The sequence below is a fragment of the Flavobacterium plurextorum genome, from assembly GCF_002217395.1.
GTDB lineage: Bacteria > Bacteroidota > Bacteroidia > Flavobacteriales > Flavobacteriaceae > Flavobacterium > Flavobacterium plurextorum.
On record NZ_MUHD01000004.1, the window covers coordinates 134,574 to 156,935 of the forward strand.

Annotated in this window: 20 protein-coding genes; 8 read left to right on the forward strand and 12 right to left on the reverse strand. The window is 33.1% G+C overall.

The features are described from left to right. Positions 1 to 60: 60 nt before the first annotated feature. The 3 genes from B0A81_RS02695 to B0A81_RS02705 all read right to left on the reverse strand — a co-directional run bounded on the left by B0A81_RS02695 (position 61) and on the right by B0A81_RS02705 (position 2,322). Positions 61 to 693, reverse strand: coding sequence for a hypothetical protein (locus tag B0A81_RS02695; RefSeq protein ID WP_089056588.1), 633 nt, complete (start codon positions 691 to 693; stop codon positions 61 to 63). An 8-nt stretch (positions 694 to 701) separates the two neighbouring features. Then, entirely contained in the window at positions 702 to 1,196 is a 495-nt protein-coding gene (locus B0A81_RS02700; RefSeq protein WP_089055107.1) for an RNA polymerase sigma factor, read from the reverse strand. A 64-nt stretch (positions 1,197 to 1,260) separates the two neighbouring features. Continuing rightward, positions 1,261 to 2,322 (reverse strand): DUF3810 domain-containing protein, encoded by a 1,062-nt coding sequence (locus tag B0A81_RS02705; protein ID WP_089056589.1) that lies wholly within the window; start codon positions 2,320 to 2,322, stop codon positions 1,261 to 1,263. Positions 2,323 to 2,529: 207 nt separating this feature from the next. Between B0A81_RS02705 and B0A81_RS02710 the strand changes: the two genes are divergently transcribed. Continuing rightward, positions 2,530 to 3,990 carry an aminoacyl-histidine dipeptidase gene (locus tag B0A81_RS02710; protein ID WP_089056590.1) on the forward strand — a complete coding sequence of 487 codons (1,461 nt, stop codon included), beginning with the start codon at positions 2,530 to 2,532 and terminating at the stop codon, positions 3,988 to 3,990. A 345-nt stretch (positions 3,991 to 4,335) separates the two neighbouring features. Here the strand turns inward: B0A81_RS02710 and B0A81_RS02720 are convergent, their stop codons facing one another. The 4 genes from B0A81_RS02720 to B0A81_RS02735 all read right to left on the reverse strand — a co-directional run bounded on the left by B0A81_RS02720 (position 4,336) and on the right by B0A81_RS02735 (position 8,418). Next, a complete protein-coding gene (locus B0A81_RS02720) occupies positions 4,336 to 5,109 on the reverse strand; it encodes a carboxypeptidase-like regulatory domain-containing protein (RefSeq protein WP_089056591.1) in 774 nt (257 codons plus the stop codon). A gap of 252 nt (positions 5,110 to 5,361) precedes the next feature. After that, the gene (locus B0A81_RS02725; RefSeq protein ID WP_089056592.1) at positions 5,362 to 7,257 is read right to left on the reverse strand and encodes a DEAD/DEAH box helicase; all 1,896 of its coding nucleotides are present in this window, start codon (positions 7,255 to 7,257) and stop codon (positions 5,362 to 5,364) included. A gap of 194 nt (positions 7,258 to 7,451) precedes the next feature. Then, a complete protein-coding gene (locus B0A81_RS02730) occupies positions 7,452 to 8,030 on the reverse strand; it encodes a non-canonical purine NTP diphosphatase (RefSeq protein ID WP_089056593.1) in 579 nt (192 codons plus the stop codon). Then, a complete protein-coding gene (locus B0A81_RS02735; RefSeq protein ID WP_317044397.1) occupies positions 8,005 to 8,418 on the reverse strand; it encodes a ribosomal maturation YjgA family protein in 414 nt (137 codons plus the stop codon). The genes B0A81_RS02730 and B0A81_RS02735 overlap by 26 nt, the downstream gene beginning before the upstream one ends. Positions 8,419 to 8,600: 182 nt before the next feature. On the opposite strand from B0A81_RS02735, the gene B0A81_RS02740 reads away from it, so the two are divergent. Beyond that, positions 8,601 to 9,779: a glycoside hydrolase family 88 protein gene (locus tag B0A81_RS02740; RefSeq protein ID WP_089056595.1), complete on the forward strand. Its 1,179-nt coding sequence runs from the start codon at positions 8,601 to 8,603 to the stop codon at positions 9,777 to 9,779. An 8-nt stretch (positions 9,780 to 9,787) separates the two neighbouring features. Further along, positions 9,788 to 10,192, forward strand: a complete 405-nt coding sequence (locus tag B0A81_RS02745; RefSeq protein ID WP_089056596.1) for a hypothetical protein — start codon at positions 9,788 to 9,790, stop codon at positions 10,190 to 10,192. Positions 10,193 to 10,302: 110 nt separating this feature from the next. Here B0A81_RS02745 and B0A81_RS02750 read toward each other — a convergent pair whose 3' ends face one another. Together B0A81_RS02750 and B0A81_RS02755 are read right to left on the reverse strand one after the other, a co-directional pair. Further along, positions 10,303 to 11,817, reverse strand: a complete 1,515-nt coding sequence (locus B0A81_RS02750; protein WP_089056597.1) for an FMN-binding glutamate synthase family protein — start codon at positions 11,815 to 11,817, stop codon at positions 10,303 to 10,305. A gap of 32 nt (positions 11,818 to 11,849) precedes the next feature. Then, entirely contained in the window at positions 11,850 to 12,632 is a 783-nt protein-coding gene (locus B0A81_RS02755) for an NYN domain-containing protein (RefSeq protein ID WP_089056598.1), read from the reverse strand. Between the two features lie 200 nt (positions 12,633 to 12,832). On the opposite strand from B0A81_RS02755, the gene B0A81_RS02760 reads away from it, so the two are divergent. The 5 genes from B0A81_RS02760 (at position 12,833) to B0A81_RS02780 (ending at position 18,236) form a co-directional block, all read left to right on the forward strand. Beyond that, entirely contained in the window at positions 12,833 to 13,282 is a 450-nt protein-coding gene (locus tag B0A81_RS02760; RefSeq protein WP_089056599.1) for an RrF2 family transcriptional regulator, read from the forward strand. 22 nt (positions 13,283 to 13,304) lie between these two features. After that, positions 13,305 to 13,832, forward strand: coding sequence for an azurin (gene azu, locus B0A81_RS02765; protein WP_089056600.1), 528 nt, complete (start codon positions 13,305 to 13,307; stop codon positions 13,830 to 13,832). Between the two features lie 91 nt (positions 13,833 to 13,923). Then, positions 13,924 to 16,161: a nitric-oxide reductase large subunit gene (locus B0A81_RS02770; protein WP_089056601.1), complete on the forward strand. Its 2,238-nt coding sequence runs from the start codon at positions 13,924 to 13,926 to the stop codon at positions 16,159 to 16,161. Between the two features lie 19 nt (positions 16,162 to 16,180). After that, positions 16,181 to 16,912, forward strand: a complete 732-nt coding sequence (gene ric / locus B0A81_RS02775; RefSeq protein WP_089056602.1) for an iron-sulfur cluster repair di-iron protein — start codon at positions 16,181 to 16,183, stop codon at positions 16,910 to 16,912. Between the two features lie 100 nt (positions 16,913 to 17,012). Beyond that, positions 17,013 to 18,236 carry a cbb3-type cytochrome c oxidase subunit I gene (locus B0A81_RS02780; RefSeq protein ID WP_244281241.1) on the forward strand — a complete coding sequence of 408 codons (1,224 nt, stop codon included), beginning with the start codon at positions 17,013 to 17,015 and terminating at the stop codon, positions 18,234 to 18,236. Between the two features lie 832 nt (positions 18,237 to 19,068). Here B0A81_RS02780 and B0A81_RS02785 read toward each other — a convergent pair. Genes B0A81_RS02785 through nirK form a run of 3 tightly spaced genes read right to left on the reverse strand, consistent with a single transcriptional unit; the run spans position 19,069 to position 21,890 of the window. Further along, entirely contained in the window at positions 19,069 to 19,668 is a 600-nt protein-coding gene (locus B0A81_RS02785) for an SCO family protein (RefSeq protein WP_089056603.1), read from the reverse strand. 16 nt (positions 19,669 to 19,684) lie between these two features. Beyond that, positions 19,685 to 20,458: a formylglycine-generating enzyme family protein gene (locus B0A81_RS02790; protein WP_089056604.1), complete on the reverse strand. Its 774-nt coding sequence runs from the start codon at positions 20,456 to 20,458 to the stop codon at positions 19,685 to 19,687. A 16-nt stretch (positions 20,459 to 20,474) separates the two neighbouring features. Then, positions 20,475 to 21,890 (reverse strand): copper-containing nitrite reductase, encoded by a 1,416-nt coding sequence (gene nirK, locus B0A81_RS02795; RefSeq protein ID WP_394364136.1) that lies wholly within the window; start codon positions 21,888 to 21,890, stop codon positions 20,475 to 20,477. Between the last annotated feature and the right edge of the window lie 472 nt (positions 21,891 to 22,362).

Consider the following 22,362-nt stretch of genomic DNA (forward strand, 5'->3'; position numbering starts at 1 on the left):
TACAACAAGTTACAGAGAAAAAACTCTGAACCTTTGGCGCTTTGAGATTTTGCTATTCAGCTAAAAATCAATTTTCTTCAACTCTTTGTAGTTCGCATACAATCTTCGCAAAAGAGTTCCGTACAGTAATCTGTAGAAACACCAGAATAATCCAAAGAAACCAAGTATTACCAAGATCAAGATTCCTATCGTGGTCACCATTGCTTTTCCGTTCAGAGCTAATTTATCTCTTAAAAAAGCCATGTCGGGATTGTACACAAAAGCGATAAAGAAACTTAAAATTGACGTTACAACGATCATTCCTAGATTGTACCAAACATAATATTGAACCGTTTTTCTAGTTCTTAAAATGGCGCTCATTAAAGATTTCGTAGCGACTGTGGTCGAAATTGTCGTATAGTTTTTATAGAAAATATAGACAAAAATTAATCCTACTAAATAATTCAAATAAGTCAAGTATTCAAGTGTAACCACAATTTCTGGATGATTTATTTTTCGTAAAACATCATCAGTATTGATAAATAAATTGGAGAAAGTCCAAAAGGAAATTTCCAAAATGCTTATAATTAAAATCCACTTCACTATAGAAGAAGATTTTTTATGAATCATCTTGTAGATTTCTTGTTCAGAAATTTGCTCAAAAGAATCCGAGTTCTTTTTCCAGTCTTTTTTTAGTAAATCCAGTTCTTTCATAATAATTTTTAAGGATTTAATATTTTTTTAAGTTTCCCTTTAATTCTGTTCATTTTCACGCGCGCATTCACTTCGCTGATTCCTAGAGTTTCAGCTATTTCTTGATAGTCTTTATCTTCTAAATACATAAAGACCAATGCTTTTTCGATATCGTTTAGCTGGTAAACAGCTTTGTACATTAGTTTAATCTGCTCTTCTTCTTCATAGTTATAGTCAACATCTTTTACAAAATGCTGATGACTTTCATAATCTACGGTAGAAATAGTTCTTTTGGTTTTGCGATAGAGAGTGATTGCTGTATTTAAAGCAACGCGATAGGTCCAAGTCGAAAATTTACTGTCGCCTCTAAATTTTGGATACGCTTTCCAGAGTTGAATGGTGATTTCCTGAAACAAATCTTTGTGTGCATCTTCGCCGGCAGTATATAATCGACAAATTTTGTGGATTATATTCTGATTTGCCTGCAATTGCGCAACAAATGATTGTTCTAGGTTTTCGGTCATAAAAGTATTAGTAGTGTTGAAATCACTTTTGTTACAAGACTCAGCTTTTTTTTGCCTTGAATTTTTACAGCGGTCTTGTTTTGTAATAATTAATTATCAAATCTATAAATTTACTGTAACTATCCATTCCGTCTTTCTGATTGTTTGATTTTAAGAAATTGTCATAAAGAAAGTGAAAACCTTCATCTATAAAAGTGTCGTACTTTTTAAAAAAATCATCACTTTCCTGATAGTTTTTTAAGATTCCGATATGGACAGTTTTCTTTAATTGATTAAAAATTTTCTCATTTTTATATTTCCAAATTCCTAAGCAGTAACGTAATGTAAAGCTATAACCAGCATATTGATAATAAGGATTGTCATTATTTAATGAAGCTAAGGTTCCAATAAAATTACATTCATTTTCACTTGCATAACCAATCTGATGTGCCATTTCATGAGCTGTCGTTTGCGGAAAGGTATACATAGGCAGTAAATCATTAATCTGAGCTTCGTTAGTAAAAGGATTTAAATAACCGCCAAAACCCATATAGGTTAATGGCATGCTGAAAAGTGATTTTTTAACGCTCAGAATTTCGTATTTAAAGTAAGGATGCTTTTTTGCTAAGTTGTTATAGCCGTTTAAAATCATTTTAAAAGATTCTTCTTGAGAATATGGGAAAACAATTTTTGAGCTGTCATTTTTAGTGATTTCATACTGAATTTCATTGGTTTTAGCGATTAATCGTTTTGTAAAAGCTAAAAGATCAGCATCAGTATATTCTCTTTTGATTTCCATTTTTGCAAAAAGAGGCTCACGATAGTAATTGAAAGCCCATAACAGATGAAAGAAAAAGTAGAAAATTGAAATTTTACCTAAAATGGTTAAAATATGATCTTTCCAATCTGTTCTCCATGTTTTTCGTATTTTCCAAAACCAAATTATTGCAGAAAGAATTAGAACTGCATAAATACAATCGCCCACAGAAAAGGGAATTTTTCCTAAAAGTGTTCTTGAGAAGCGCGAAATCCTAACAAATAAATTGTTACTGTAAAAGCCTTCAATATAATCTGAAAAATAAGGCAGAATCTTTAAAATTATAATTTGGAAGAGTAAAAATAATGGCAGAATGTATTTTGATTTCACAGTTTAAATTTTGAATACGTAAATATAATTACAATTTTGACTGATTGAAAAAAGTTCGTTGTGAATTGCACGAATTTTCATTAATTACTAATTTGATTAATTTTAGAGTCATTATAATTTGTGCTAATTCATGCAATTCTTGATAATAATAACTTTTAAACTTTGTAACTTTGAGGCTCTTAATTGTTAAACATCAAACAAAATATAATGAGTCAGGAAATAAGAAATCTGGAACCAAAAGAACTTTGGAACAAATTTGCAGATTTAAATGCAGTTCCACGTCCATCAAAAAAAGAAGAGCGTGTAATCGAGTTCATGAAAAACTTTGGAAACAGCTTAGGTTTAGAAACTTTTGAAGACGAAATTAGAAACGTAATCATTAGAAAACCAGCAACTCCAGGAATGGAAAATCGAAAAGCAATCGTAATGCAGGGACATCTTGATATGGTGCACCAAAAAAATGCAGATACTGTTTTTGATTTCGATAAGCAAGGAATTGATATGTATGTAGATGGTGACTGGGTTCGCGCTCGCGGTACAACGCTTGGTGCAGATAATGGGCTTGGAGTAGCTACAATCATGGCGGTTTTAGAGAGTATAACGATTGCACATCCTGCAATTGAAGCTTTGTTTACAATCGACGAAGAAACAGGTATGACTGGAGCATTAAACCTAAAAGGAGGAATTCTGCAAGGTCAGATTTTATTGAATCTAGATACTGAAGAAGACGACGAAATTGATATAGGATGTGCAGGAGGAATTGATGTGACGGCTACAAGAACATATCATGATGAAGAAGTTCCAGAAGGTTCTGTTGGGTACTCAATAACTGTAAAAGGTTTAAATGGAGGTCACTCAGGAATGGATATTCATAAAGGATTAGGGAATGCTAATAAAATTATGAATCGTTTGTTGTTTGATGCTTTTGAAAACTTTGGTTTACAGATTGCAGAAATCAACGGAGGAAGTCTTCGAAATGCAATTCCAAGAGAAAGTGCTGCAAAGGTGATTATTTCTGAAATGTTTGATGAAGCATATCTTTTTGATATGCAGGAAATCATTAATGATATTAAGGCCGAATATAAAACTACTGAGCCAAACTTATCTATAGAAATCGTTAAGACTGATCTTCCTGAAAAAGTTATGGATTTAGGTGTTCAGGAAGGGATTATTAGAGCGATTTACGCGGCTCATAATGGTGTTTACAGAATGAGTGCTGATATGGATGATTTGGTTGAAACATCAAACAATATTGCTCGTGTAATTATAAAAGACGGGGAAATATTGGTAGGATGTTTAACTCGTTCTTCTGTTGAATCTTCTAAATTTGATTTGGCTAATTCTTTACGTTCAGCATTTGAATTAGTTGGATGCGAAGTAGAACTTTCAGGATCTTATCCTGGATGGACTCCAAATGTTAATTCGGAAATTTTAGAAGTTTTAAAAGAAATTTACGAAAAGCAAAATGGTGAACAGCCAAAAGTTGTTGCTTGTCATGCTGGTTTAGAATGCGGAATTTTAGGAACAAATTATCCAGATATGGATATGATTTCTTTTGGGCCAACAATTCATGGAGCACACTCGCCGGATGAAAGAGCTAGTATCTCATCTGCTCAAAAATATTGGAAATTTGTGTTAGAAATTCTTTCTAATATTCCAGTTAAATAATAGTAATTTAGTGTTCAGTTTTTTAGTATTCAGTTATCTGAAAACTCAAAAGCTGAACACTTTTTTTAACTCTGATTACTAAAAAACTGTCCACTGTCCACTAATTTCTAGTCTCTTTTAGGAGAGTTTTTCTTTTCTCTTTTTTCCTCTTTCTTTTCTTTAGCCGTTTTTAGCGGTTCTTTTTTTGCTGTTTTTTTAGCATCCTGACCTTTTGCCATTAGATTTTTATTTTAGTTGTTTTTAATTGATTAATAAGTAAATATAGTTTTTTTAAAATCCTAAAGAGCAAAAAAAAATCCCCAATTTAAAATTGAGGATTCTTGTGTTTATGGTAAGAGTAAAATTTTAATTCCTTTTAAGTACTTTATATTGTTCGTAACAACCGCTGATAGCATCTAAAATTTGAAGGTCATTTGCTGTTTGAATAAAAGCATCTGAATAATTACAACGGTGCATAATTTCAGGGATTTCATCTTTACTTATTCCTAAAAGTACAGCAATAGTTTCGCGGTCGTATTTAGTTTCTAATAAGTTTCTAATCGTGTCGTCTTTCTTCATGTCCTTCAGTTTCTTGAGCTCTTTTCCGTTTTTTCCAAAGAAATTATAAAGCATATCTGCTGGATTGAAAATAGAACCTAATACTTTTCCGAAAGCATTTGGAGAATATTCACCCGCTTCATAACCTTGTGTAAGGCCAGAAATACTGTAACGATAATTTTCTTTTGTAGGAATTAATTTTGAGTCGACTTCAAGATATCCTGTTAAAGTAAAAGGAGCAATAATAACTTCTTCAAGCGCGATCGCTTTTTCAGTAAGCTGAATGCGGGTAACTTTATTTTTTATCCAGTCATTTGTTACTCTAATTCTAAGAGATTGAAATCCTAATAAAGAAAAGTGAATAGTGTCATTAGGCTGTACATCAATTTCAAAATACCCTTTAGCATCAGATTTTGCGCCGCGTACTTTGTTAGTGTTGATGATGTTTACGTTTGAAAGAGGTTGTTTACTATCGTCGTTTATAATATAACCCGAAACTCTTTGCGGGGTTGTAGGCTCGATGTCCTGCGCAAAACTAACGGTAGAGAATAGCATAAAAAAGAAAACTGCGAAATATTTCATATCCTGATTTAAAGCACTAAAAGTAGTAAATAGAGATTAAATATTTCGCAGTCTTCGAATATAATTATAAGAAAATTAACAAAGACAGCAGTGTTGCTTTTAGTATTTAATTAAAAAAGGATGAGGAAGTTTAAAATACATTGTTTTAGATTAAAAAACGCATTTTTAGAACGTAAATTCTTAAAGTAAAAAAAATCCCAAATTCCAATTATGTCTGGAATTTGGGATTTTGTATTTTAAGATATTGAAGAATTAATCTCTTCTTGGTCTTCTTGGTCTTGGTGAATCACCAAAGCTTTCAGAACGTCTTGGAGATCTATCAGAACCACCTTCGTTTCTTTTGAAACCGCCTTCTCTACGAGGAGCAGATGAGTTTCTGTCGCTTCTAAAACCACCTTCTCTAGGAGCAGAGTTTCTGTCGCTTCTAAATCCTCCGCCAGAACCTTCACGTCTTGGAGCAAAGTTTCCTTCTCTTCTTGGTCCAGAACTTCTTCCACCGCCACGGTTATTGTGGTCGCGTCTTCCGCCTCCGTCATTTTTAGAGATTTCAACATTAATACGACGTCCTTCTAATTGAACGTTGTTTAATACTTCCATTACTTTATCAGTATGCTCAGGATCTGTATTAAAGAAAGAGAAACCTTCTTTTACATCTACCTTGAAAACGTCATCACGACCTAAATCTAATGTTTCTTTCAAGTAATCTTTAAGTGACATCCAATCGAAATTGTCTCTTGAACCAATGTTTACAAAATAACGAACTGCTCCATTATTATTGAATTCTCTTGGTTCAGAATCGTTTCTTTCGCGTCTTTCTCCTGAAGATTGAGACGAAATATCTCTGTTCTTTTTGTAGTAAGCAATAAAACGATTAAATTCTACTGAAACCATTTTCTTAATCAATTCTTCTTTAGATAAATCTTCAAGAACATTGTTGATTGCTGGTAAATAGTTGTCAATTTCGTGATCAACTTCAGTATCTTTAATTTTATTAGCTAAGTGTAATAATTGAATTTCGCAGATTTCAATTCCAGATGGAATTGTTTTTTCTTCGAATTTTTGTTTGATGATTCTTTCGATAGAAGAAATTTTACGTAACTCACTTTTTGTAACGATTACAATAGAAGTTCCTAATTTTCCAGCTCTACCAGTACGTCCTGAACGGTGGTTGTAAGTTTCAATTTCATCAGGTAATTGGTAGTTTACAACGTGTGTTACGTTATCAACATCAATACCACGTGCAGCAACGTCAGTAGCAACAAGCATCTGAATTTGTCTTCCACGGAAAGATTTCATTACACCATCACGCTGTGCTTGAGATAAATCTCCGTGCAAAGCAGCTGCGCTGTATCCGTCTTCAATTAATTTCTCAGCAATAGCTTGAGTGTCTCTTTTTGTACGACAGAAAACTACAGAGAAAATATCTGGGTTAGCATCTGCTAAACGTTTTAGAGCTTCGTAACGATCACGAGCATTAACTAAGTAAAATTCGTGAGAAACTGTAGATGAACCAGAGTTCTTAGCTCCAACAGTAATTTCTACAGGCTCGCTCATGAATTGTTTTGCAATTCTAGCAACCTCTTGCGGCATTGTTGCAGAGAACAACCATGTGCTTTTTTCGTCTGGAGTATCTGATAAAATAGATACGATATCTTCATAGAATCCCATGTTTAACATTTCGTCAGCCTCATCAAGAACACAGTAATCTATGTTTTTAATGTTAACTAAACCTCTGTTAATCATGTCTTGCATTCTTCCTGGAGTAGCTACAATAATTTGTGCTCCTCTTTTTATTTCTCTTGCCTGCTCTGTAATACTAGCTCCTCCGTAAACTGCTACCACATTAATACCTTTTTCGTATTTAGAGTAGTTTTTAAGTTCGTTAGTAATCTGTAAACAAAGCTCGCGTGTTGGCGATAAAACTAATGCTTGTGTATTTCTGTTGTCGGCATCAATTTTTTGAATTAGCGGAAAACCGAAAGCTGCCGTTTTCCCTGTCCCTGTTTGAGCCAACGCAACCATATCCGTGTCTTTTTCCAATAATAGGGGAATCGCCTTTTCCTGTACCTCTGACGGATTTTCAAATCCTAGATCTAAAATCGCCTTCAGTAACGATTCATTCAATCCTAATTGTTCAAATTTATTCATATGTGTTTTTAAAATAGGGTGCAAAATTACTGTTAATTATTCAGATAAACTAATGCATTTTTAAGAATTATGTATTTGTTATGATTTGATTATCAAAAAGTTATGTTTAGTGTAAAATGATTTTTGGAAAGAAATCGAAAAAAAAACGTCTTTAAATATCAATTTTGTTCATTAAAATGTTGTATTTTGAACAATTATTTTGTTCTATTCAGGAAATCAATAAGTTGCTCCGTTGCCTTTGCGCGATGGCTGATTTTATTTTTAACTTCAGCCGATAATTCAGCAAAAGTTTCACTGTAATTTTCGGGTTGAAATATCGGATCATATCCAAAACCATGATTTCCAGTTTTATTCATAGTAATAACTCCTTTTGCCAAGCCGGTAAAAAGATGCTGAGCGCCATTTAAATTTAATGCAATAACGGTCTTGAACTGTGCACTGCGATCTTCTTCGTTTTTCAGAGCATCCAAAAGTTTATTCATGTTATCATCAGCATTTTTCTGTTCACCCGCATATCTAGCCGAATAAACGCCCGGTTCTCCATTTAAAGCATTTACCTCTAAACCGGTATCATCTGCAAAACAGTCGTAACCATATTTTTCAGTTACATAGTCAGCCTTTAAAATCGCGTTACCTTCAATAGTATCTGCCGTTTCTGGAATTTCTTCATGACAGCCAATATCTTCTAAGCTTAAAAGCTGAATAGATCCGTTAAGAATACTTTGAATCTCTTTGATTTTATTTAAATTATTTGAAGCGAAAACGAGTTTCATGAGTGTTATATTTTAAAGTGAATTTTTCGATTAAAAAGATAAAAGTGATTCCAAATGTATAAGCAAGAATATCACTCCAAAGAAAACCTTGTCCTAAAACGTATCTTCCAAAAAGTGTTTTTCTGAGTGCTGTGATGCAGTCGCTTTGATAAAGCTGCAAGAACTCAATACTATAACATATTAGTAGAGAATAGATTATTATAAAAATGGCTTTTTTATGGGTAAACAAGATTCGAACTAGGAAATAGATCATAATCGCATATAGAAAATCGCCAATCCATAACGGAACAAATGAGATTTTCCTTGAAAGAATTCCCAGAAGAATAACGGTCAGAAATAAAACGGAATATTGTATTCTGGTTTTGTTCAAGTTTTTTTTTTGCTTCAAGCAAAATTACAATTAATCTTTTAAGTTATTTCCTTTTGTTGAAATTTTGAACTTTGATAAAGAGAAACTTGAAATAGGAGGCAGTGAGATTTTTTTATAAATAGAAAAGCACAAACATTAAAATCACCTGCTTTATTTTATAAATTTATCTATTCGATAAACCATCTATAAAAGTTAATCACATGAATTTAAAAACTTTTGCTTTGTTTTTTGCTTTGTTTCTTATTGGAAATTACTGTAATGCACAAAAAGGAGATTCTTTTGACATAAAAAAACAGCTTGATTATTGCCAAGTGCAGGCTTCAAAAACATTAAAAGTGATTCCGAATAACGGAACTTTGCCCAGAACAGTTCCAAACGGAAGCAAGGAATGGAATTTTGTAAATTATAAAGACTGGACAAGCGGATTCTGGCCAGGCGAACTTTGGTATTTATATGAAACTACAAAAGACAAAAAATGGGAAAAGGAAGCGGATAAATTTACACGTCTCTTAACACCTTTATCTGTAAGTAAAGCGGCTGATCATGATTTAGGATTTCAGGTTTTTAATAGTTTCGGAAATGGATATCGATTGACTAAAAATCCTGCTTACAAAGAAATCATATTAAAAACAGCTGACACGCTGGCAACACTTTTTAATCCTAAAGTAGGTACAATTCAATCTTGGCCGCACAATAAAATGGGCGGGCACAATACGATCATCGATAATATGATGAACTTGGAAATGTTGTTTTGGGCTTCTAAAAACGGAGGTAATAAAAAGTTATACGATATTGCCGTAAAACATGCTGAAACAACAATGAACAACCATTTTAGACCTGACTATACATCTTATCATGTGGTAATTTATGATCCTGAAACGGGAAAAAAAATTAAAGGTCAAACAGCTCAAGGTTATAGTAATGAAAGTATGTGGGCGCGCGGGCAGGCGTGGGCAATTTATGGGTTCGCAATGGTTTATAGAGAAACAAAAGATCCAAAATTTTTAGATTTTGCTCATAAAATTACTCGTGTTTATTTAGATAAATTGACAACAGAAGATTTAATTCCGTATTGGGATTTTAATGCGCCAAATATTCCAAATGAACCAAGAGACGCTTCGGCAGCAGCAATTGTATCTTCGGCTCTTTTAGAATTGAGTTCTTATACAAAAGATCCTATTTTGAAAAAGGAGTATTTGACTAAAGCTAAAAAAATGATTGTTTCGCTTTCTGATAATTACCAAAGCCATGATGTAAATTCAGCCTTTTTATTGCATTCAACAGGTCATAAACCAGCAGACAGCGAAGTAGATTGTTCGATAAATTACGCAGATTATTACTATCTTGAAGCACTTTTAAGACTTCAAAAAATTAAATAAAATAGATTATGTTAAAGAAAATCACTCAAATCTCGCTTGCAGTTATAATGGTATTAATGGTTGTAAGCTGTAAAAATGCAAAACAAAAACTTCAAGAGTTTGTAACTTCTTATAATGCTGCAGCGCCAGCTTTTAAAGCTGAAAATGTTACACTGACAACAGCTCGAGGATATATCAATGATGATAAAATTGAACTGCGATTTGAAACTAATTTAGAACAAAATGCTCCTAATAAATTAGCGGCAGGCATTGCGTTTGATAAATTATTGAAGGAAATGATAAAGAAAAATCAAATTCCTAAAGATCTGGTAGAAGAAGGGATTCAGTTTGATGCCTATTTTTTGGCAGATGATAATACCGTTTTTGTAAAACAGATTATAAATAAAGAAACGTTGCCAGAATTACTGAATTAAACTTATTCAATGTGTTTTATAAAATTATTATTGAGTGCACTCAATAATAATTTTGGTAAAATTTGAGTTATAATAAAAATGCCTCTTTAATAATAAAGAGGCATTTTTGTTTAATTTATTTTGGTAACATTTGTCAGGTTATCTGGGAAATACAACTCTGATAAATTTGTAAATTCATCACCACGCATAAATATATTAATATCTACATCGGCAAAAGAGGTTTTTCCTGCTGCGGCCAAAAGTTCGTTGGCAGAATGAAGTGTATTTTTATGAAAATGATAAACACGATCTGATTTATCTGTAACGACCAAACCTTTCATCAGCATTTTGTTTTGTGTAGCAACTCCTGTTGGACATTCGTTATTATGACAACGTAAAGCTTGAATACAGCCAAGTGAAAACATAAAACCACGAGCACTGTTACACATATCAGCACCTAAAGCAATTGCATGAAGAATAGAATATCCAGAAATAATTTTCCCGCTTCCTATAATGCGTATTTTGTCACGAATATTTAATCCAATCAATGTTTTGTTTACGAATATTAAGGCTGGCTCAAATGGCATTCCAACACCATCAGCAAATTCTAAAGGCGCGGCGCCAGTTCCTCCTTCGGCACCATCAATAGTTATAAAATCAGGATAAGTGTCTTCGGTAATCATTTCGTGGCAGATTGCTTCAAATTCAGCTGTGTTACCAATACATAATTTAAAGCCGATAGGTTTTCCATTAGATAACTCTCGTAATTGTGCAATAAAGCGAATCAAACCTTTAGAATCAGAAAAAGCATGATGACCTGGAGGAGAAAGAATCATTGTATGCGGTTGAACTCCTCTAATTTTTGCAATTTGTTCCGTATTTTTTTTTGCCGGAAGTACGCCTCCATGTCCAGGTTTTGCACCTTGAGAAAGTTTAATTTCGATCATTTTTACATTTGGAAGATTTGCCTTTTCAGAGAAATTTTCTGGGCTGAAATTTCCTTCAGCATCACGACAGCCAAAATAACCTGTACCAATTTGCCAAGTAATATCACCTCCGCCGGCAAGATGAAATTCCGTTAATCCGCCTTCTCCCGTATTTTGATAAAAATTCCCTTTTTGAGCACCAATATTTATAGCTCGAACTGCATTTTCGCTAAGCGAACCAAAACTCATCGCAGAAACATTAAATAAAGAAGCTGAGTAAGGTTGTTTACAATCTTTTCCGCCTACTAATACACGAGGTAATTCTTCGTTAACTTTAGCAGGAAAAATAGAATGTTTTATTCCCTCATAACTTTCAGTGTTTAAATTTTGCTGTGTTCCAAAAGGAGTACTCGAGTCAATATTTTTAGCTCTTTGGTAAACTAATGAGCGCTGATTTCTGGAAAAAGGTTTTCCATCTGTAGATCTTTCAATAAAATATTGCTGAATTTCGGGTGCGATCATTTCAAATAAATATCTGAAATATCCCAAAACCGGGAAATTTCTTAAAATGGCATGTTTTTCTTGAGATGCGTTGTAAGCACCAACAAGTAATAATACAGGAAGAATTATTACTAATAAAAAACCACGTCCAGTATAATAGTAAATTGCTGCAACAATTAGAAACAATAAGAATCCGTAGATAAAGAATTTTTTTCTCATGTTTTTAAAGTATTAATAAGGTAAAATTTTAATTAGTTGAATCGTAATCTAACATAGACGTGTTTAATGCCTTTTTTGTCAGATTCTCTTTCATCGATTTCTAGAATATCTGTAAGTGATTTTAGCATTGGTGTAAGCTTAGAAAATCCGTAATTCCTTGGGTCAAATTCAGGTTTCTTTTTTACGATCAGATTTCCAACATCTCCCAAAAACGCCCAGCCGTCATCATCTTCAATATCTTCAATAGTAGCTTCGATAAGTTCGATGGTTTGTTTGTCAATTTTATGAAGTGCTTTTTCTGCAGGTTTTTCAACTAGTTTTTTAGTATCTGCCGCGGCAACTGTTTTAGGTTTCTTTTTCTGAATTGCACCGTCTAAAACCTCAATGTATATAAATCTGTCGCAGGCAGCAATAAAAGAACTTGGCGTTTTCTTTTCTCCTATACCAATTACTTTCATGCCAGATTCTCGAAGACGTACTGCCAAACGGGTAAAATCGCTGTCGCTCGAAACGATACAAAAACCATCGAGTTTTCCAGAGTAAAGCAAATCCATTGCATCAATAATCAAAGCGGAATCTGATGAATTTTTTCCAACCGTATAACTGTATTGCTGAATAGGAGTAATTGCGTGCTCTAATAATACAGATTTCCATCCGTTTGCATTTGGCTTTGTCCAATCAGCATAAATACGTTTTGTAGTTGGTGTGCCAAACTTTGCGATCTCTTCCATCATGCCTTTCACGTTGCTGTAAGGTACATTATCTGCATCGATAAGAACAGCTAATTTTAGATCTTTTGAGTTGCTTAAAGCCATTATTTCAATATTAGAAAAATTAGTATTCTCAAAGTTAAAATTAAAATTCGTTTTTATCTGAATTTTAGGTCAAATAAGTGTTTTAGCGGTTCTAAATTATTTTGGTTATAAATAAGTTTTTGTTTTAGAAAATTAATTAAAGATAAATTTGTCTTTTATAATAAAATTAAATAATTTTGTATGGAATTAATTAATCAGATATGTTTTCAAAAGCGTGTGAGTACGGAATTAGGGCTTCTATTTTTATTGCAACGAAATCTTCTAAAGGAATAAGGGTTGGAATAAAAGATGTAGCGAAAGAGATTGACTCTCCGGAACCGTTTACGGCCAAGATTATGCAGATTTTGACTAAAAGCGGAATAATCCATTCTGCTAAAGGAGTTGGGGGCGGATTTGAAGTTTCGAATGAGGCATTAAAAACGATAAAATTAATTCAGATTGTAGATGCTATTGATGGGGACAAAATTTATAGAGGCTGCGGTATTGGATTAAAAGAATGTTCTGAAGAGCATCCTTGTCCAGTTCATCATGATTTTAAAAAGATTAGAGGTTTACTTTTAGAGATGCTTACTAAAACAACTCTAGAACAGCTGGCGTTAGGAGTAAAATCAGGAGACTTTTTTTTAAAAACATTGAATATAAACGATTAAATATTAAATAAATACGTAAAAAATGAATACAAAAACCAAAATTTCACTATTGATCCTAATGGGATTTTTAACAATAACTTCTTGCGGTAAAAAAGAAACTGCTCCAGTTGAAGAATCTACAGAAGTAAATGATACTTCTACTGAAGGAGAAGCTGCTCCAGTAACTTCAACTGCAGAAAATGTATTAGTTATTGAAGGAAACGACCAAATGCAGTTTAGCACCAATGAATTGAAAGCAGTTGCGGGAAAACCAATCACGCTTACTTTAAAACATGTTGGTAAAATTCCAAAAGAAGCAATGGGACATAATCTAGTTATTCTTCAAGAAGGTACAGATCAAGCTGCTTTTGCTTTGAAAGCGAATGATGCTAAAGCAACTGATTTTATTCCAGAATCTGAAAAAGCTTCAATTATTGCTCATACTAAATTATTAGGAGGAGGAGAAGAAGATACAATTGAGTTTACAATTGATAAAAAAGGATCATATCCATTTATCTGCTCTTTCCCTGGTCACGTGGCCATGATGAAAGGTGTATTGATTGTTGAGTAAATAACCAAAACTCCGAATCCTTTAAACAAGGTTTGGAGTTTTTTTAAAAACAAATAAAAGATAAAAATGTCTTTTATTGAATTAAATAGAAATGAAAAGAGAAAAAAAATTGTGGATAGTCTTTATTCTTGTAATGGCTATATCATTTTCTGTATTAGGTTATTACGGTTACGAAATTTATCAGCAGGCTCCGCCGGTACCGAAAGAGATTGTTTCTGATAGCGGTAAAGTTATTTTTTCTGAAGAAGAAATTAAGGACGGACAAAATATCTGGCAGAGTATAGGCGGACAGGAAGTTGGTTCAATTTGGGGTCATGGTGCTTACGTTGCACCAGATTGGACGGCAGATTGGCTGCATCGTGAAGCAGTTTTTATACTGGATAAATTTGCCCAAAAAGACTTCAATAAAAAGTTTGATGAACTTGATGAGGAAAAACAATCTGCGTTAAAAGTTCGTTTGCAAAAAGATGTACGAACTAATCGATATGATCCAAACACAGGAGTTCTTACTATATCTGAAAACCGTGTTGCGGCAATTGAAGGTTTGAGCGAATATTATAAAGGTCTTTTTACCAATGATCCAAAATTTGATAAACTGAGAGAGGAGTACGCAATTCCTAAAAACTCTATTAAAGATGAAGAGAAAATGCATAAAATGAATGCGTTTTTCTTTTGGGCAACATGGGCAACAGTTACAAATCGTCCTGATTCAGATATTTCGTATACACACAATTGGCCTGCAGATGAATTAGTAGGTAATAAAGCAACAAAAGAACTTTTAGCTTGGTCTGGTGTCAGTATTATTTTATTGATTTTAAGTGTTGGTATTTTAGTGTTCTATCATGCAAAATCGGGTGAAGAGGAAGAATTTCCGCTTCCAAAAGAAGATCCAATCATTAAACAAGGTAAAACTCCATCGATGGGATTGGTTACAAAATATTTCTGGATCGTTAGTTTGTTAATGGTTTTACAAATGGTGTTCGGGATAATAACGGCTCATTATGGCGTTGAAGGAAATGGTTTATATGGTATTCCAATCGATCAAATTTTACCTTATGCAGTAACAAGAACATGGCATACACAATTGGCTATTTTCTGGATCGCAACAGCTTGGCTTGCAACTGGACTTTATATTGCACCTGCAGTTTCGGGGAAAGATCCTAAATTTCAATGTTTTGGAGTAAACTTCTTATTCGTTGCTTTATTGATAATTGTTTTGGGATCAATGGCAGGACAATGGTTTGGCGTAATGCAGAAACTGAATTTAGTACAAAACTTCTGGTTTGGTCACCAAGGTTATGAATATGTTGATTTAGGTCGTTTTTGGCAGATTTTCCTTTTGATTGGGTTGTTTTTATGGCTTGCTTTAATGATTCGTCCATTAATACCAGTTTTAAAGAAAAAAACAGAAGAAAAAAATCTAATCATTTTGTTCTTGGTTTCTTGTACGGCAATTGCAATGTTTTATGGAGCCGGTTTAATGTGGGGAAGACAAACGAATCTGGCTATTGCTGAATATTGGAGATGGTGGGTTGTTCACCTTTGGGTTGAAGGATTCTTTGAAGTATTTGCAACGGTGGTTATTGCTTTCTTGTTTGTTCGATTAGGATTATTGAAAACTAAAACAGCAACATTGAATGTTTTGTTTGCAACGATTATTTTCATGTCGGGAGGTATTTTAGGAACTTTTCACCATTTGTACTTCTCAGGAACTCCAACTGCAATTATGGCATTAGGAGCTACTTTCAGCGCATTAGAAGTTGTGCCTTTAACTTTAATTGGATTTGAAGCGTATCAAAACTATAAAATCTCAAAATCAACACAATGGATTGCTGATTACAAATGGCCGATTTATTTTATGATTTCTGTAGCATTTTGGAATTTTCTCGGAGCTGGAATTTTCGGATTTATTATCAATCCTCCAATCGCACTTTATTATGTACAAGGTTTAAATACTACACCATTGCACGGACATACTGCCTTGTTTGGGGTTTATGGAATGCTGGGAATTGGTTTAGTATTATTTGTATTGAGAAGTTTATACAGAAATGTAAACTGGAATACTAAACTGCTTAAAATTACTTTTTGGAGCTTAAATATTGGTTTGTTCTTGATGGCAATATTGAGTTTGCTTCCAATAGGAGTATGGCAGGCAATCGAAAGTATCGATCACGGTATGTGGTATGCTCGCTCATCAGAATTAATGCAGCAGCCGGCAATGATTACCTTAAAATGGCTTCGTGCAATAGGAGATTCTATATTCGGAATCGGATTTATAACAATGGCTTGGTTTGTATTTGACCTGACCTTAAAAAATAAAAACAAATAAAAATTAAAAATTGATTATCATGGAAAATTTAAAAAATAAAACAATCGGATCTTTTGTAGCTCAGGATTTTAGAACAGCTGCAGTATTTTCAAAATATAGAATTGATTTTTGCTGCAAAGGAAACAGAACAGTTACTGAAGTATGCGAAAAACAAAAAATAGATTCTGATGCTTTGCTGCAAAGTGTTTATGAGGTTTTACAATCAGAAAATAATGGTTCTATAGATTTTAATTCTTGGCCTTTAGATTTATTGGCAGATTATATAGAGAAAACACATCATCGTTATGTAGAGGAAAAATCACAGACACTTCTTGCCTTTTTAGATAAATTATGCAAAGTACACGGAGCAAATCATCCTGAATTATTTAGAATAAATGAGTTGTTTATAGGTTGTGCAGGAGAATTGTCACAGCATATGAAAAAAGAGGAGTTAGTTTTATTTCCTTTTGTAAAGAGAATGGTTAAAACAAAAGAATCTGATGGAGTTTTATCGCAACCATCATTTGGAACTGTATCAAACCCAATTGCAATGATGATGCATGAACATGATAATGAAGGAGAACGTTTTAGAGAAATTGCGAGTTTGACAAATAACTATACACCTCCTGCAGATGCTTGTACAACGTACAGAGTAACTTTTGCAATGCTTAAAGAGTTTGAAGAAGATTTACATAAACATATTCATTTAGAGAACAATATCCTGTTTCCTAAAGCTGTTGCTCTAGAGAAAGAATTTGTTGAAGTCGAATAACGATTAAATTTTAATAGTCGAAAACACCGATAAATGTCAAAGTATTGAGTATTATCGGTGTTTTTTATGGCAACTATTTACTACTTTTAATATTCTTAAAATGGAATTTTTTAAAATGTATTCTCAAAAAAACTGGATTATTTGCTGCTTTTTTAATTTCTTGATTGCTTGTATTTTCGGGTTATTAATGCGGTATGTATATCTTTTTCCTTTAAACTTCATAAACTATAGTTTTCTGCTTCATGCACATTCTCATGTGGCGATGCTGGGCTGGGTTTACATGATGGTTTATGTTTTAATTGTACACTTTTTTATTCCGAAAGAAAAAAGTGAGAAGCCTATTTACGGTCGTTTATTTTGGTGTACCGAAATTGCGGTTATCGGAATGATGGTTACTTTTCCTGTTCAAGGGTATGCATTGTTTTCGATCATTTTTTCGACAATGCACATTTTATTGAGTTATCTTTTTTGCAGATTGGTTTGGAAAGATAGCTTTAAAGACAAAACTCCCGCCGTTAGATTTTTAAAAACGTCGGTTTTGTTTATGGTTTTGTCCACTTTTGGAGTTTGGTGTTTAGGTCCTGCAGTTAGCACGCTTGGCAAACAAAGTGCATTTTATCAAATAGCTATTCAGTTTTTTCTTCATTTTCAGTTTAACGGCTGGTTTTTATTTGCCGTTTTGGCTTTGTTTTTAAAACAATTTCAAGATGCAATTGATAAACGAAAGTTCAAGATATTTTACTCTCTTTTGGTTGTTTCGATTTTTTTAACACTTGCATTTCCTATTCGATGGTTTGTAGAAAATAACATTTTGAATTGGATTAATACTCTTGGAGTTGTATTGCAATTACTTGCTTTTATTTACTTCTGCAAAATGCTGAAACCTCAAATAATCAATTTTAAAGCTAATTTGAATCGAACCGCAATGTTATTTTATAGTTTGGCTTTGTGTTCTTTATTCCTGAAAATAGGAATTCAATTGTTGACAATTTTCCCAAATATTGCCGAAGTTTCACATCAAATTAGAAATTTTGTAATTGGTTTTATTCACTTAACAACTTTAGGAATTATAACAGGTTTTTTGTTTGGAATATTAGTCCAAAATAAGATGCTTTCAGGTGATTCTTCTGTAATGAAAAATGGAGCAAAGTGTTTTATTTTAGGATATATTGCTACAGAAGTTTTGTTGTTTTTTCAAGGCGGACTTTTCTTTTTTGGAAAAGGCACGATATCATTTTATTATCAAGGTATTTTGATATTTAGCTTGCTTCTTGTTTTGGGATTAGTTTTAATGATGATCTCAATAATAAAAAAACATTCGTAAAATAAAAAAGTCCCAAAGGACAATATATTTATAGAATGCTCGTCTGCGATCTGTATAAGCTTCAACGTGGCAACACATTTTGAAATTATATTGAATAGGATATATCACTCCGATGGAGCTTTAAAACAGGACTATAATATTGTCTATAAATATGCAGCTTCTCCGAAGCTATTGATCAGACGGATATATTTTAGTGATGATCTCAATAAGAAAAGATCATTCGTAAAACAAAAAAGTCCCAGAGGGACAATATATTTATAGAATGTTTGTCTGAGATATGTATAAGCTTCAACGTGGCAACACATCTTGGAATTTATTGAATAGGATATATCACTCCGCTGGAGCTTTATAACGGGACTATAATATTGTCTATAAATATGCAGTTTCTCTGAAGCTATTGATTAGAGGCATATATTTTAATGATGATCCAAATAAGAAAAAAACATTCGTAAAACAAAAAAGTCCCAGAGGGACGATATATTTATAGAATGTTTGTCTGCGATATGTATAAGCTTCAACGTAGCAACATCTTGGAATTATAGATCGCTCCGCAGGAACTTTAAAACGGGACTATAATATTGTCTATAAATATGCAGCTTCTCTGAAGCTATTGATCAGAGGCATATATTTTAATGATGATCTCAATAAGAAAAGATCATTCGTAAAACAAAAAAGCCCCAGAGGGACAATATATTTATAGAATGTTTGTCTGTGATATGTAAGAGCCCCAGCGGGGCGACATCTATCAAAAAGCTTTGTAAACAAAAAACAAGAGCCGATCCATTCCTAAAATCTACTCTTGTTTTTCTACTAATCAACCTATTTACTATTTCTAAATTTTTTCTGCTTCTTGATTTATCGTTGTTATGGTTTTATCATTGTTTACGCCCAAACCTTCTTGCTGGAATATCAATTCTCCATCCGGATTAAAAACGCTTATAATATTGGAATGCGAAAAATCTATTGGAGATATCTGCTTGTAATTAACAGCCAAAACTGCAGCAAACTCACGAGTATTTTCTTCTGATGAACGTAAAAACAACCAGGGATCTTGATTCATTTTATTAGCAATTGCAAAATCTTTTAGCTTTTCGGGAGTATCAGTTTTGGGATCAATACTCACCAAAATAAGTTTTACATGTTGTTTGGTTTTTTTATCAAGTTTAGATTCAATATCTCTCATATCTGCCACTAATCTTGGGCAGGCAGCTTTACAACTGGTGTAAATCATAACCATAACAAGAACATTTCCTTTTAGACTTTTCAATTCAATATCTTTTCCGTCCTGAGTTGTCCATTTTGAAGGCAAATTGTAAATAGATAAATCACTAATCTCTTTGTTTACAGGTACTGAATCCTTTTTTTTGTCAGATTCTTTACAGCTTTGCAAAAAGAATAATAGAATAAATACAGCTATAATTGTTTTTTTCATTTGAAAGTAATTTAAGTTATCGTTTTGGGTTTGTGTCGCTGGCACATCTAAAACCTAGATTTCGAGTAGAATACTGTGCTTTAAGACTTCCTCTAAAAGCGTAACGCATAAATGCAGCATAATCCATTAAATCTGTTGCGTTTACAGAACCGCTTCCACAGAATAAATTCTTGTCGCTGCTTTTGTCTTTTCTCGATTCTCCAGACAAAAAAATGCTGTTAAAATCTGATGTCCATTCCCAAACTAAACCATGCATATCGTAAACTCCCCAATAATTTTTGAAAGTCTTTCCAATTTGATTTTCGTAAGTTCTCGATTTCTCATACCAAGATAAGATGTATTCATTGAATTGCTTTTTAGTTCTGGCATCGACTTTTTTTTCATCGGCCATAGCCACATATTCCCATTCATCCATTGTAGGTAATCGTTTTCCTTGGCATTCGCAGTATTTTTTGGCAGCAAACCAAGAAACACTTGTTACTGGTGATTTAGGATTTGCACTTCCAAAATCAAAATCATTAGTCCAATACGACAAATAACTTTTGTCGGCAAAAATCCCTTTTATTTTAGATTTTGTATACGAAGGATTTTTTTTGATGAAGTTTAAAAACTCACTATTGGTAACAGGATAAATATCCATGTAGAACGATTTTACAACTACAGGTTTTTTGGTGGTGGCTCCGTAAAGAGGGACAAACGAGCCCTCTTTTATCGGAACCATTCCAGATTCTTGAGCTTTTAATCCTGTAAGCATCAAGAAAAGAATAAGAATGAAAATGTTTTTTTTCATGCGAAAAATGTTGCTGTTATCTTAGCGCTTTTACCATTTCTGGCGTTACTTCGGTTTTATTATTACCCCAGCTGTTATAAATGTAAGTAAGAACATTTGCTATTTCATCGTCAGATAAATTTTGAGCCGGCATTACATTGTTGTATTTTTTACCATTCACAGTTACCTCACCCGTTAAACCATGTAAAATAGTATTGATAGAACGTTTTGGATCTGCATTTAAATAATCTGATTTTGCAAGAGGAGGGAAAGTTCCGGGAATTCCTTGCCCTTCAGATTGATGACAAGCAAAACAAGTGGTTCCGAAAATTTCTTTTCCAATATTAATTTTTTCAGCAACAGAACGTTTTGGAATGGCTGTTTTTGCAGCTGAGCTTCCAGGCATTTTCTGAATTGTTCCACCTTCAGGTAAATAAATACCTTCTTGAATTGTTCCTGAATAAATGTTTTTATTTTCTTTTCCTTCCACTTTCAACATTCCTAAAGCACCTTTGTTAAAGGCTCTAAAAATAGAGTGGTCAACTAATATAAAAGTTCCTGGAGTTTCGACTTTAAAATCAACAATGGCAGCTCCACCCGCTGGAATTAAGGTTGTTTGTACATTTTTATTGATTGTACTTCCACCTTCAACATGAACACTGTCGAATATTTCGCCAATAACGTGGAAAGAAGAAACTAAGTTTGGACCTCCATTACCAACATATAAACGAACAGTTTCGCCTACTTTAGCAGTTAATTCGCCGCCGTTTGTTAAAGACCCCACTTTTCCATTAAATACTACATAATCAGGAGTTTCTTTTACAGCTTTGTTCATGTCAAATGCTTGCAATCCTTTAGCGCCATATTCTCCTTGCGTATAAAAATCTCCCTGCATAACGTAGTATTCCTTGTCAACAGGAGGAAGTCCGCCTTCAGGTTCTACTAGAATTAAACCATACATACCGTTTGCAATATGCATTCCTACTGGAGCAGTAGCACAATGGTAAACATATAAACCTGGATTAATTACCTTAAAACTAAAGACTTTTTCATGTCCCGGAGCTACAAGTGATGAGGTTGCGCCACCACCAGGACCAGTTACGGCATGTAAGTCTATATTGTGAGGCAGTTTGTTGTCTGGGTGATTTTTTAAGTGAAATTCAACTTCATCTCCAACACGCGTTCTAATAAAACTTCCCGGTACAGATCCGCCAAAAGTCCAATACGTATATTTTACGCCATCGGTCATTGTACCTTCTTGTTCTTTAATTTCCATGTTAAGTTTTAGCTTCATAGCAGTTCTGTTTCCAACTGGTTTTGGAACCAGAGGAGGTGCAGTAAGTTCTGCATTCATTTCTCCTTCGGTCATGATATCTGCATAGTTTACAGCTTCCTCTTTTTTGCAGCTTCCTAAAAAAAGAGCAATAAAAAGTAAGCTCAAAAAGAGACTCATTTTAATCTGAATGGTATGTTTCTTTTCCATAAGTAATTGGTTTTGTTTTCATTTTAAATTTTAATCAAAAATAAAAGACTATTTTGTCTTTTATTATGATAAAAGTCATAGAATGGTTACTAATATTTCGCTTAATTAATTGTAGAATGATCATTTTTTGGTAAAATTATATTAACTCAAAATGTTTATACTATTCAAAAAAAAGGCAATTATTTGGGGGTAAAGAACAGAAATAAAATACAGCAGTGAAACTAAATCAGACTGTTGAAAAAATATATAAAAGAATACTTTGAGTATCAAATATAAAAAAAATACTATAAACTACAATCTTGATAACTTTGGTTTTTGAGTTTTTTTTCTTGATTTGTAGAATTCAAATGGGAGCAAATTTATTTACGAATCATGTCTTTTTTTTAAAATAAAAATAAATGACTGTCTGAATTTTAGAATAATAATGATTATTTTTGCTCGC

What these genes read in the sequence shown, in the direction of transcription:
- B0A81_RS02695 (WP_089056588.1), bottom strand. Translation starts at nt 693, where the DNA reads ATGAAAGAACTGGATTTACTAAAAAAAGACTGGAAAAAGAACTCGGAT.
- B0A81_RS02700 (WP_089055107.1), bottom strand. Translation starts at nt 1,196, where the DNA reads ATGACCGAAAACCTAGAACAATCATTTGTTGCGCAATTGCAGGCAAAT.
- B0A81_RS02710 (WP_089056590.1), top strand. Translation starts at nt 2,530, where the DNA reads ATGAGTCAGGAAATAAGAAATCTGGAACCAAAAGAACTTTGGAACAAA.
- B0A81_RS02720 (WP_089056591.1), bottom strand. Translation starts at nt 5,109, where the DNA reads ATGAAATATTTCGCAGTTTTCTTTTTTATGCTATTCTCTACCGTTAGT.
- B0A81_RS02725 (WP_089056592.1), bottom strand. Translation starts at nt 7,257, where the DNA reads ATGAATAAATTTGAACAATTAGGATTGAATGAATCGTTACTGAAGGCG.
- B0A81_RS02730 (WP_089056593.1), bottom strand. Translation starts at nt 8,030, where the DNA reads ATGAAACTCGTTTTCGCTTCAAATAATTTAAATAAAATCAAAGAGATT.
- B0A81_RS02740 (WP_089056595.1), top strand. Translation starts at nt 8,601, where the DNA reads ATGAATTTAAAAACTTTTGCTTTGTTTTTTGCTTTGTTTCTTATTGGA.
- B0A81_RS02745 (WP_089056596.1), top strand. Translation starts at nt 9,788, where the DNA reads ATGTTAAAGAAAATCACTCAAATCTCGCTTGCAGTTATAATGGTATTA.
- B0A81_RS02750 (WP_089056597.1), bottom strand. Translation starts at nt 11,817, where the DNA reads ATGAGAAAAAAATTCTTTATCTACGGATTCTTATTGTTTCTAATTGTT.
- B0A81_RS02755 (WP_089056598.1), bottom strand. Translation starts at nt 12,632, where the DNA reads ATGGCTTTAAGCAACTCAAAAGATCTAAAATTAGCTGTTCTTATCGAT.
- B0A81_RS02760 (WP_089056599.1), top strand. Translation starts at nt 12,833, where the DNA reads ATGTTTTCAAAAGCGTGTGAGTACGGAATTAGGGCTTCTATTTTTATT.
- azu (WP_089056600.1), top strand. Translation starts at nt 13,305, where the DNA reads ATGAATACAAAAACCAAAATTTCACTATTGATCCTAATGGGATTTTTA.
- B0A81_RS02770 (WP_089056601.1), top strand. Translation starts at nt 13,924, where the DNA reads ATGAAAAGAGAAAAAAAATTGTGGATAGTCTTTATTCTTGTAATGGCT.
- ric (WP_089056602.1), top strand. Translation starts at nt 16,181, where the DNA reads ATGGAAAATTTAAAAAATAAAACAATCGGATCTTTTGTAGCTCAGGAT.
- B0A81_RS02780 (WP_244281241.1), top strand. Translation starts at nt 17,013, where the DNA reads ATGGAATTTTTTAAAATGTATTCTCAAAAAAACTGGATTATTTGCTGC.
- B0A81_RS02785 (WP_089056603.1), bottom strand. Translation starts at nt 19,668, where the DNA reads ATGAAAAAAACAATTATAGCTGTATTTATTCTATTATTCTTTTTGCAA.
- B0A81_RS02790 (WP_089056604.1), bottom strand. Translation starts at nt 20,458, where the DNA reads ATGAAAAAAAACATTTTCATTCTTATTCTTTTCTTGATGCTTACAGGA.
- nirK (WP_394364136.1), bottom strand. Translation starts at nt 21,890, where the DNA reads ATGAGTCTCTTTTTGAGCTTACTTTTTATTGCTCTTTTTTTAGGAAGC.